The sequence below is a fragment of the Streptomyces canarius genome (assembly GCF_014650735.1).
In the GTDB taxonomy this organism is placed as follows: Bacteria; Actinomycetota; Actinomycetes; order Streptomycetales; family Streptomycetaceae; genus Streptomyces; species Streptomyces olivaceoviridis.
The window spans coordinates 48315-59052 of the sequence record NZ_BMVN01000046.1; the positions used below are offsets into that span (position 1 = coordinate 48315).

Here is a 10738-nt window from a genome sequence, read left to right on the forward strand (position 1 = left end):
CCGGTGTGAAGGGATGTGCAGCGATTGGCCGAGGCGCACGGATGCACCGCCCGGTGTGTTGCGCCGCACGGGTGGGCTTGCCGGCCGTCGTCGCCGTGTCGCCCACCGTGGCCGGATCCTTTCCTCTTCAGTGGCCGCATAGATCTGATCAGCTCCATATACCGCCAAACGTGATCAGCTCCATATACCGACAAATGCGAGCATAAGGCCCGTGGCTTCCTGGAGGTAGCAGAGATGTCCTACGACGGCGTTGGGCAGCCCCCCACAGGGGCGCGAGGCTCCCTCGACGGGCGGCTCCGCCGCGGGGCGCGACCAGCCACGACGCACCCGCGGGCGGCCGGCGGCCGGTCCCGGCACGTGCAGCGCGCCCTCGTCTTCCTCGGCGCGAGCGCCCTCGCCGTCCCCCTCCTCGCCGGCTGCGGCGAGGACGACGAGGCCGGCACCCCCCTCGCACCGCAGGACATCGCTCTCGTCACCCGCGACAAGGTCGCCGACGGCGGCACCCTGAAGTGGGCCGTGGACGCCGTACCGGAGACCCTGAACACCTTCCAGGCCGACGCCGACGCCGGCACCAGCCGCGTCGCCCAGGCCGTGCTGCCGTCCATGTTCCGGCTGGACGCCGCCGGACGGCCGGTGCCCAACCCGGCCTACCTGGAATCGGCCAAGGTCATCGAGACCGAGCCGCGCCAGGTCGTGCTGTACAAGCTGAACCAGCAGGCCGTCTGGACCGACGGCCGGGAGATCGGCGCCGCCGACTTCGTCGCCCAGTGGCGCGCCCTGTCCGGCAAGAACAGCGCCTTCTGGACCGCTCGCAACGCCGGCTACGACCGCATCGCCAAGATCGAGCGCGGCGCCAGCGACCTCCAGGTCCGGGTGACCTTCTCCCGCCCCTACGCCGACTGGAAGTCGCTGTTCTCCCCGCTGTACCCGAAGGACGTCACGGGCACCCCGGACGCCTTCAACGACGGCGCCCGGCGCAAGCTGAAGGTCACCGCCGGGCCCTTCAAGGTCACGAAGGTCGACACCGCCAAGAAGGACGTCGTCCTCACCCGCAACCCGCGCTGGTGGGGCAAGCCCGCCAAGCTGAACGAGATCGTGCTGCACGCCGTGTCGCGCGACAAGCGGGCCGCCGCCCTCGCCGACGGCAGCGTGGACCTCGCCGAGATCGACTCCGCCGACGCCCAGCGGATCGGGCTCGCGGGCCGCGAGAAGGGCACCGGCACCCCGCTCCAGGGCGCCGGGGGCAAGACCTCCGCGAAGAAGTTGCGCGACTGGGCGCTCGCGCACGGCTTCGACTCCGACCAGGTGCACGCCGGCAAGAACAAGCTGCGCAAGGCCATCACCCGGTACCTGGAGCAGCAGCAGGCGCTGCGGGACGTCGAGGTCCGCAAGTCCCTGGAGCCCGCCTACACCCAGCTCGCCCTCAACGGCTCCACCGGTCCCCTCGCCGACGACCGGGTCCGACGGGCCGTCGCCCGCGCCCTGGACCGCGTGGAGCTGGCCCGGCTGGTGCTCACCCCGCTGGGGCTGCCCGCCGTGCCCGTCGGCAGCCACCTCGCCCTGTCCGGGCAGGCCGCCTACGCCGACGCCAGCGGCGCGATCGGCGGCCAGGACGCCAAGGAGGCGCAGGCGCTGCTCGCCGACGCCGGCTGGGTGCGCGGCGGCCCGCTCAAGGAGCAGAAGAAGCCCGAGAAGGCGGCCGGCCCCGAGCGCCCCGCCGAGGACGTGTCGAACGGCGGCAAGGACGGCGAGTACATCGTCGGGGAGGACGACGACGAGAAGGGCCGCGACGACGGGCCCGGCGACGGCGGGAGCCAGGCCGGCGGCGGGAGCCACGGCGGTCCGGACCGCGACGGCAAGGGCAAGCACCACGAGTCCGCCGGCGACCAGCACGAGCACCCCGACCAGCACCTCGTGCGGGAGGGCAAGCACGGCGGCGCGCCCGGCGCCTACGCCCCCCAGGGCACGGCCGCCCCGGCCGCCGCGCCCGCCGGACCGCTCGCGAAGGACGGCAAGCCGCTCGCGCTGCGCTTCGTCCTGCCCTCCGGGTCGGGCTCACAGACGCTGAACTCGGTCGCCGAGCGGATCTCCGCGATGCTGGAGCAGGTCGGCATCCGCACGACGATCACGAAGGTCTCCGACGAGAGCTACTTCAAGGACCACATCGCCGCCGGCGACTACGACCTCGCCCTGTACTCCTGGCCGTCCTCCGCGTTCCCGGCGACGGACGCCCGGCCCATCTACGCCAAGCCGGTCGCGGCGGCGGACGGCTCGGTGAACGTCGAGCAGAACTACACGCGGGTCGGCACGGACCAGGTCGACCAGCTCTTCGACCAGGCCGCGACCACACTGGACGAGGGCGAGGCGCGTTCCCTGATCCGCAAGGCCGACGCCCGCATCTGGGCCGCCGCCGCCTCGATCCCGCTCTACCAGCGGCCCCAGCTGGTGGGGGCCCACAAGAACGTGGTGAACGCCGGGGCCTTCGGCTTCCGGACGCCGGTCTACGAGGACATGGGCTTTTTGAAGAAGGGGGCGAAGGTTTCGCCGAGCCCGGCCAAATAGCCGCCGCCGGGGGCGTGGGGGGCGGCCTGAGCTGCGCCGTCGTATCCCGGCGAGCTCCCGCGGCAGCGGCCACGTACCATGGGGTGAGGCCGTGGCGTGTCCAGCCCGGCAGGGCCCGCGCGACACGGACGTACGCGCAGGGCAGTCCGCACACTCCGGGAGTACGCCACACTATGGCCACGCGCCACGACATTCGCAACGTCGCCATCGTCGCCCACGTCGACCACGGCAAGACCACCATCGTCGACGGGATGCTGAAGCAGGCCGGCGCCTTCGCCGCCCACCAGCTCGACCAGGTCGACGACCGCGTCATGGACTCGAACGACCTGGAGCGTGAGAAGGGCATCACGATCCTCGCCAAGAACACGGCGGTGAAGTACCACCCCAAGGACGGTGGGGAGCCCATCACCATCAACATCATCGACACCCCCGGCCACGCCGACTTCGGCGGCGAGGTCGAGCGCGGCCTGTCGATGGTCGACGGCGTCGTGCTGCTCGTGGACGCCTCCGAGGGCCCGCTGCCGCAGACCCGTTTCGTGCTGCGCAAGGCGCTCCAGGCCCGGCTCCCCGTCATCCTGTGCATCAACAAGACGGACCGTCCGGACGCCCGTATCGACGAGGTCGTCAACGAGACCTACGACCTCTTCCTCGACCTGGACGCGGACGAGGAGCAGATCGAGTTCCCGATCGTCTACGCCTGTGGCCGTGACGGCATCGCCTCGCTGACCAAGCCGGACAACGGCACGGTCCCGGCGGACTCCACCAGCCTGGAGCCGTTCTTCTCCACCATCCTGGAGCACATCCCGGCCCCGACCTACGACGAGGACGCCCCGCTCCAGGCGCACGTCACCAACCTGGACGCCGACAACTTCCTCGGCCGTATCGCGCTGCTCCGGGTCGAGCAGGGCGAGCTGCGCAAGGGCCAGACGGTCGCCTGGATCAAGCGGGACGGCTCCGTCAGCAACGTGCGCATCTCCGAGCTGATGATGACGGAGGCGCTCACCCGCAAGCCGGCCGAGAAGGCGGGCCCGGGTGACATCTGCGCGGTGGCCGGTATCCCGGACATCATGATCGGCGAGACGCTGGCCGACCCGGAGAACCCGGTCGCGCTGCCCCTGATCAAGGTCGACGAGCCGGCGATCTCCATGGTGATCGGCACCAACACCTCCCCGCTGGTCGGCCGTGGCGCCACCGGCAAGGGCGCCGACAAGAAGGCGGCCGTCAAGGACCGCAAGGTCACCGCCCGCCAGGTCAAGGACCGCCTGGACCGCGAGCTGATCGGTAACGTCAGCCTCCGTGTCCTGGAGACCGAGCGCCCGGACGCCTGGGAGGTGCAGGGCCGTGGTGAGCTGGCGCTCGCCATCCTGGTCGAGACCATGCGCCGCGAGGGCTACGAGCTGACCGTCGGCAAGCCGCAGGTCGTCACCAAGGACGTCGACGGCAAGACGTACGAGCCGATGGAGCGCATGACGATCGACGTGCCCGAGGAGCACATGGGTGCCGTCACCCAGCTCATGGGCGTGCGCAAGGGCCGCATGGACAACATGTCCAACCACGGCTCCGGCTGGGTCCGCATGGAGTGGGTCGTCCCCTCCCGTGGCCTGATCGGCTTCCGTACCGAGTTCCTGACGCAGACCCGTGGCACGGGCATCGCCCACTCCATCCACGAGGGCTTCGAGCCGTGGGCCGGCCCGCTCCAGACCCGGAACAACGGCTCCCTGGTCGCCGACCGCTCCGGTGCCGTCACCGCGTTCGCGATGACGAACCTTCAGGAGCGCGGCGTGCTCTTCGTGGAGCCGGGCACCGAGGTGTACGAGGGCATGATCGTCGGCGAGAACTCCCGCTCCGACGACATGGACGTCAACATCACCAAGGAGAAGAAGCTCACTAACATGCGGTCCTCGACGGCGGATGTGACCGAGTCGATCGTTCCGCCGCGCAAGCTGTCGCTGGAGCAGTCGCTGGAGTTCTGCCGCGACGACGAGTGCGTCGAGGTGACCCCGGAGGCCGTTCGCATCCGCAAGGTCGTGCTCGACCAGCGGGAGCGGGCGCGTGCCGCGAGCCGCGCCAAGCACGGCTGATTCCCGGCCATCTGAGCCCGGGTTCCCCCCACGGTGGGGGAACCCGGGCTTTTTGCAACCTGTTTTCGGGCGCCCCATGTCCGACATGCGGAGATCGCTGCCCGATAGCCATGTAACAAGTCCGTTTCGCGCCTTCTTCTGACGAACAGTTTGTCCAGATTTTGGAAGGTCTAGGCGCCAGCTGTGACTGAATTGAGATCTACGGGCAGTGGTCGGTGGTCGACCCATGGCAGATAGTTAGCCGCGTAGCGCTCGGGTCAATGGGTCTCGCGCTGTGGGGACAGCGCCGACTCACGAGCACCACAGGGTTTCTGACCCTCCGTCAGGGGTGTCGGAGGGAAGACGGAAACCCTCGACAGTTGGTGAACACGTGAGGTCTTGAGGAGGGAACCCCGGTAACTACGCGCGTCCGACTGCGGTCACGCGCGTTCTCGGAGTACGCGGACACCTCTCCCGCTTATACCTGTGAAACGGACGAACCGTGACAAGTCCTATCAATGTGGAGGGCGGCGGGGCTTCGGTCGTCGTCGACGGCGCACCAGGGCCGGAGACGAAGAGCGAACCCGTCACGCTCGCGGGCCGGTCCCCCGGCCAGCTGATGTGGCTGCGCTTCAAGCGCGACCGCACGGGCGTCATCTGCGCCGTGGTGGTGATCGGCTACTTCGTCGTCGCCCTGCTCGCACCGCTGCTGGTGAAGCTGACGGGCACTGATCCGTACACCCTGTACGGCCAGGATCCCACCTACGCCGACAAGCCCGTCCTCGACGAATTCGGGCTTCCGCTGGGTTACTTGGGGGGCGTCTCCGGCGACCACTGGTTCGGCGTCGAGCCGCAGTACGGCCGCGACCTCTACGCCATGCTGCTGTACGGCATGCGCACCTCGCTGTACATGGCGCTCGGCATCACCGTGCTCATCATGGTCACCGGTGTCGTGATCGGCCTGATCGGCGGCTACTCCGGCGGTCGCACGGACTACTGGATCGGACGCGGCACCGACTTCTTCCTCTCCTTCCCGCAACAGCTGTTCTTCATCGCCTTCATGCCCGTCGTCACGTCCTTCTTCGTGGACCCCCGAGAGGAGACGCCGACCTACTTCCGCGCCCTGGCCATGCTGATCGTGCTGTGGCTGCTGGGCTGGATGGGCATGGCCCGCATCGTCCGGTCGACCGTACTGTCCCTGCGCGAACGGGAGTTCGTGGAGGCGGCCAAGGTCTCGGGCGCCTCGCCGTGGCGGATCGTGCGCAAGGAGATCCTGCCCAACGTCGTCACCCCGATCCTGGTGCAGTTCACGTACCAACTGCCCAGCACCATCCTCAGCATCGCCTTCCTGTCCTTCGCGGGTGTGGGGTTCGTCGAGCCGACGCCCGACTGGGGACGCCTCTTCGCCGCCGGCGCCCGGTACGCCGAGCAGGACCCGGCGTTCATGTTCTTCCCCGGGTTGGCGCTGGTGGTCTTCGTCCTGTGCTTCAACCTCCTGGGGGACTCCGTACGGGACGCGTTCGACCCCAAGTCCGGGCGGTAGGTCGTCCGTTGGGTGGGGGGTGGCTGCCGCCCCCGCCGGCCCGCACCCGGCCGGCGCCCGGCAGATCTCACGGATAACAACCGACAGGTAGGTGGATTCGCCACATGATGTCTCATCGCGCCCGCGGAGCGCGTGCCGTAGTGATCGCCATCGCGGCCGGCTCCCTGGCTCTCACGGGCTGCTCCAAGAACGAGGGCGGCAAGTCCGGCAAGGACTCCAAGAAGGACCAGAAGGAAGCGGCGGTCCAGTCGAAGGCGGTCACCTATGTCGACGCCGCGGGCTCGACCGGACCCGCGAAGGACGTGCCCGGCGCCAAACCCGGCGGCACGATCACGGTGTACCAGGAGGCGGGCCTGTCCCACCTGGACCCCGCCCAGATCTACGTCTCCGATGCCGGCCAGGTCGCCAACCTGCTCTTCCGCCGCCTGACCCAGTTCCAGGAGGACGACAAAGGCAACGTGTCCGTCGTCGGTGACCTCGCCACCGACTCCGGCAAGTCCTCCGAGGGCGGGAAGACCTGGACCTTCACGCTGAAGGACGGCATCAAGGACGAGAACGGCAACCCGATCACCTCGGCCGACGTCCGGCACAGCGTCGAGCGCCTGTACGCGAAGTTCGTCTTCGACGGCCCGACCTACCTCCAGACCTGGCTGAGCGGGGCCGACTACCGCAAGGCCCTGCCCGGCGGCGGCTTCGACGGCAAGCACCTGCCGGCCTCGGTGCTGGACACCCCGGACGACAAGACGGTGGTCTTCCACTTCGACCAGCCGCGCCCGGACCTGCCGCAGACGCTCGCCATGGCCGGCTACTCCATCGTCCCGGCGAAGGGCGACACCAAGGAGAGGTACGAGAAGAAGCCGGTCGCCACCGGCCCGTACAAGATCGCCGAGAACAAGGCCGGCAAGACCCTGAAGCTGGTCAAGAACACCAACTGGGACCCGAAGACCGACTCCGTGCGCCACCAGTACGTCGACGGCTTCACCATCCAGTTCGGCGTCACCGAGTCCACCCAGACCAAGCGCCTGATCGCCGACGAGGGTGACAACAAGAACGCCATCCAGCTCACCAACGGTGTCGAGGCCACGCAGATCCAGGACGTCATCAACAACCCGGAGGCCAGCAAGCGCACGGTCAAGGGCTACCAGCCCTACGTCATGACCCTGACCTTCAACCTCGACCGGGTCAAGGACAAGAAGGTCCGCGAGGCCGTCACCTACGCGGTCAACTCCAAGTCCCTCATCGCCGGTGAGGGCGGCGCCTACGGCGGTGACGTCGCGCCGAACTACTTCGCCCCGACGCTGCCCGGCTACGAGCCGAGCTACGACCCCTACGGCCGGCTGAAGACCCCGCAGGGCAACATCGCCAAGGCCAAGGAGATCCTCAAGAGCGTCCCGGCCGCCGAGAAGAAGATCGTCTTCGCCTACGCCAACAGCGAGGCCGGCCAGAAGCGCAAGGTCGCCATCGAGGACGCCCTGACCAAGGTCGGGTTCGACGTCGTCGCCAAGGAGGTCGACGCGGCGAGCTACTACGAGCAGATCGGCAAGCTCAAGAACCCGTACGACGCCTACATCACCGGCTGGGGCCAGGACTGGCCGTCCCCGGGCACGGTGGTCACCCCGATCTACGACGGCTCGCAGGTCTTCGACGGCTCCTCGAACTACTCGCACGTCAAGGACCCGAAGGTCGACGCCCTCATCAAGAAGGCGCTGACGCAGAACCCGACCGATGCCGCCAAGACCTGGAAGGAAGCGCACCACTACCTGCTGGAGAACGTCATCCCGGCGGCTCCGCTGTGGTACACGAAGCAGTTCCAGATCTCCGGCTCCAACGTGGGCGGTGCCCGCTACGGCTCGGTGTCCAGCCTCATCGACATCACCCGGCTGTACCTGAAGTCGTGACCCGCGGCTGATCAAGGGGGCGCGCTCCGCAGCGAGCGCGCCCCCTGTCCGAGCGCCTCCTACCCACCGTCTCCGCAGAGAGCCAGCCCGCCATGCTTCAGTTCATCATCCGGCGCACGGTCGGCGCCTTCGTCACGCTCTTCCTCATCGGGGCGGCGACGTTCTTCCTCTTCGTGGCCGCACCCTCCGACTACGCCTCCCTGGCCTGCGGCAAGGACTGTTCGCCCCAGCGGCTCGCGGACATCCGGGAGGCCCTCGGGCTCAACCTGCCCCTGGCCCAGCAGTTCTGGGACTTCATGTCCGGCATCGTGACGGGCCGCGACTTCCCGACCGGGCACTGCTCGGCCCCCTGCCTGGGCGTGTCGTTCTACTCGGGGGACATGGTCTGGAGCACCATCATGGACCGGTTCCCGCTGACCCTCACCCTGACCGCCGGCGGCGCGATCGTCTTCCTCGTCATCGGGGTCGGCGCGGGCATGATCGCCGCCTACCGGCGCGGGACACTGGTCGACAAGGTCGCCACCGGCGCGTCCATGGTGCTGAGCTCGTTCCAGATCTACTTCCTCGGCCCGATCGTGCTGACGGTCCTCGTCTACAGCACCGGCTGGATGGAGGACCCCAAGTACGTGCCCCTCACCCAGGACCCGGTCGGCTGGTTCGTCGGGATGTCGATCCCGGTCTGCGTGATGGCCACGATCTTCACCGCGCAGTACACCCGTATGGCGCGCTCCTCGATGATCGAACAGCTCGCCGAGGACCATGTGCGCACCGCCCGGGCCAAGGGCATGTCGCGCAAGTACGTCTTCCTGCGCTACGCGTGGCGCGGCTCGCTCATCCCGATCGTCACCGTGCTCGGCATCGACGTCAGCTCCATGCTGGGCGGTGCCGTCGTCACCGAACTGACCTTCTCCCTCCAGGGGATCGGCCGGCTCGCCGTGGACGGCGCGGTCAACAAGGACCTGCCGCTGACCATGGGGGTCATGCTGTTCGGCGCCTTCTTCATCCTGATCATCAACATCCTGACCGACATCACCTACGCGTGGATCGACCCCCGCATCCGGCTCTCCTAGGAAGAACCAGCCATCGTGACCACAGTGACCAAGGCCGAGGGGGCACCGGCCCCGGCCGGGCCGGACGGATTCCTCTCGGTACGCGATCTCCAGGTGACGTTCTCCACCGAGGACGGCCCGGTCAGGGCCGTCGACGGCCTCTCCTTCGACCTGCACCGCGGGAAGACCCTCGGCATCGTGGGCGAGTCGGGCTCGGGCAAGTCGGTCACCAACCTGACGGTCCTCGGGCTGCACGACCCGATGTTCACGACGATCGACGGGGAGATCCTCCTCGACGGCAAGGAACTGATCACCGCCACCGAGAAGGAGATGGAGAAGCTCCGCGGCAACCGGATGGCGATGATCTTCCAGGACCCCCTCACCGCGCTGTCGCCCTTCTACACCATCGGCCGGCAGATCGCCGAGCCGTACATGAAGCACACGGGCGCCTCGAAGCGCGCCGCCTGGGAGCGGGCCGTGGAGATGCTCGCCAAGGTCGGCATCCCCAACCCCAAGGAACGCGCGCGGGACTACCCGCACCAGTTCTCCGGCGGTATGCGCCAGCGCGCGATGATCGCCATGGCGCTGGTGTGCGACCCGGACCTGCTGATCGCCGACGAGCCGACCACGGCGCTGGACGTGACCGTGCAGGCGCAGATCCTGGACCTGCTCAAGAACCTCCAGCGGGAGTTCGGCACGGCGATCGTCTTCATCACCCACGACCTCGGGGTCATCGCCGACATGGCCGACGACATCATGGTCATGTACGCCGGGCGCGCGGTGGAGCGCGGCACCGTCGACGAGGTGCTCAGGGCGCCGCAACACCCGTACACCTGGGGCCTGCTGAACTCCATGCCCCGGCTGGACTCCGACCTCGGCACCCCGCTCTCGCCGATCCCCGGCACCCCGCCGAGCCTGCTCAACCCGCCGACCGGCTGCCGCTTCCACCCCCGGTGCACCTTCCGGGACCGGGTCGCGGGTGACCGGTGCGTCACCGAGCGCCCGCTGCTGGGGCCGGACCGTGCCTCGGCGTGCCATCTGGGCGCGGAGCAGAAACGCACCATCTTCATCGAAGAGATCAGGCCCCGTCTGGGCTAGGAGGACAACCGTCATGAAAGAGGACCTGGTCCTCCCCACCACCCGCGAGGCCGGTGACGACGCGGTGCCCGAGCCGCTGCTGAAGGTCTCGGGGCTGGTCAAGCACTTCCCGGTCAAGGGCGGCTTCCCGATCCGGCGCACGGTCGGCGCGGTGCAGGCCGTCGACGGCCTGGACTTCCAGGTCGCCGAGGGCGAGAGCCTGGGCCTGGTCGGCGAGTCCGGCTGCGGCAAGTCGACCACCGGCCGGCTCATCACCCGCCTGCTGGAGCCGACCAGCGGCACGATCACCTACCGCGGCCGGGACATCAGCCACGCGAACCGCAAGCAACTCGCGCCGATCCGCTCCGAGATCCAGATGATCTTCCAGGACCCGTACGCCTCGCTGAACCCGCGGCAGACGGTCGGCAAGATCATTTCGGGGCCGATGGAGATCAACGGCATCAACCCGGAGGGCGGCCGGGAGCGGCGGGTCCGCGAGCTGCTGGAGATCGTCGGTCTCAACCCCGAGCACTACAACCGCTTCCCGCA

Annotated in this window: 7 protein-coding genes; all 7 read left to right on the top strand. The window is 68.7% G+C overall.

The annotated features are described in order from the left end of the window. The first annotated feature begins 234 nt into the window (after positions 1 to 234). Positions 235 to 2562 carry an ABC transporter family substrate-binding protein gene (locus IE294_RS38285; RefSeq protein ID WP_229917754.1) on the top strand — a complete coding sequence of 776 codons (2328 nt, stop codon included), beginning with the start codon at positions 235 to 237 and terminating at the stop codon, positions 2560 to 2562. Positions 2563 to 2735: 173 nt separating this feature from the next. Further along, a complete protein-coding gene (typA, locus tag IE294_RS38290; protein WP_189818102.1) occupies positions 2736 to 4643 on the top strand; it encodes a translational GTPase TypA in 1908 nt (635 codons plus the stop codon). 481 nt (positions 4644 to 5124) lie between these two features. Further along, positions 5125 to 6165 carry an ABC transporter permease gene (locus tag IE294_RS38295; RefSeq protein WP_189893913.1) on the top strand — a complete coding sequence of 347 codons (1041 nt, stop codon included), beginning with the start codon at positions 5125 to 5127 and terminating at the stop codon, positions 6163 to 6165. Between the two features lie 104 nt (positions 6166 to 6269). Further along, the gene (locus tag IE294_RS38300) at positions 6270 to 8063 is read left to right on the top strand and encodes an ABC transporter substrate-binding protein (protein WP_189893915.1); all 1794 of its coding nucleotides are present in this window, start codon (positions 6270 to 6272) and stop codon (positions 8061 to 8063) included. Positions 8064 to 8155: 92 nt separating this feature from the next. Continuing rightward, a complete protein-coding gene (locus IE294_RS38305; protein WP_014674771.1) occupies positions 8156 to 9133 on the top strand; it encodes an ABC transporter permease in 978 nt (325 codons plus the stop codon). 15 nt (positions 9134 to 9148) lie between these two features. Continuing rightward, positions 9149 to 10210, top strand: a complete 1062-nt coding sequence (locus IE294_RS38310) for an ABC transporter ATP-binding protein (protein ID WP_189893917.1) — start codon at positions 9149 to 9151, stop codon at positions 10208 to 10210. A gap of 13 nt (positions 10211 to 10223) precedes the next feature. Continuing rightward, on the top strand, positions 10224 to 10738 hold a 515-nt coding region (locus IE294_RS38315; RefSeq protein ID WP_189893918.1), incomplete at its 3' end, for an ATP-binding cassette domain-containing protein.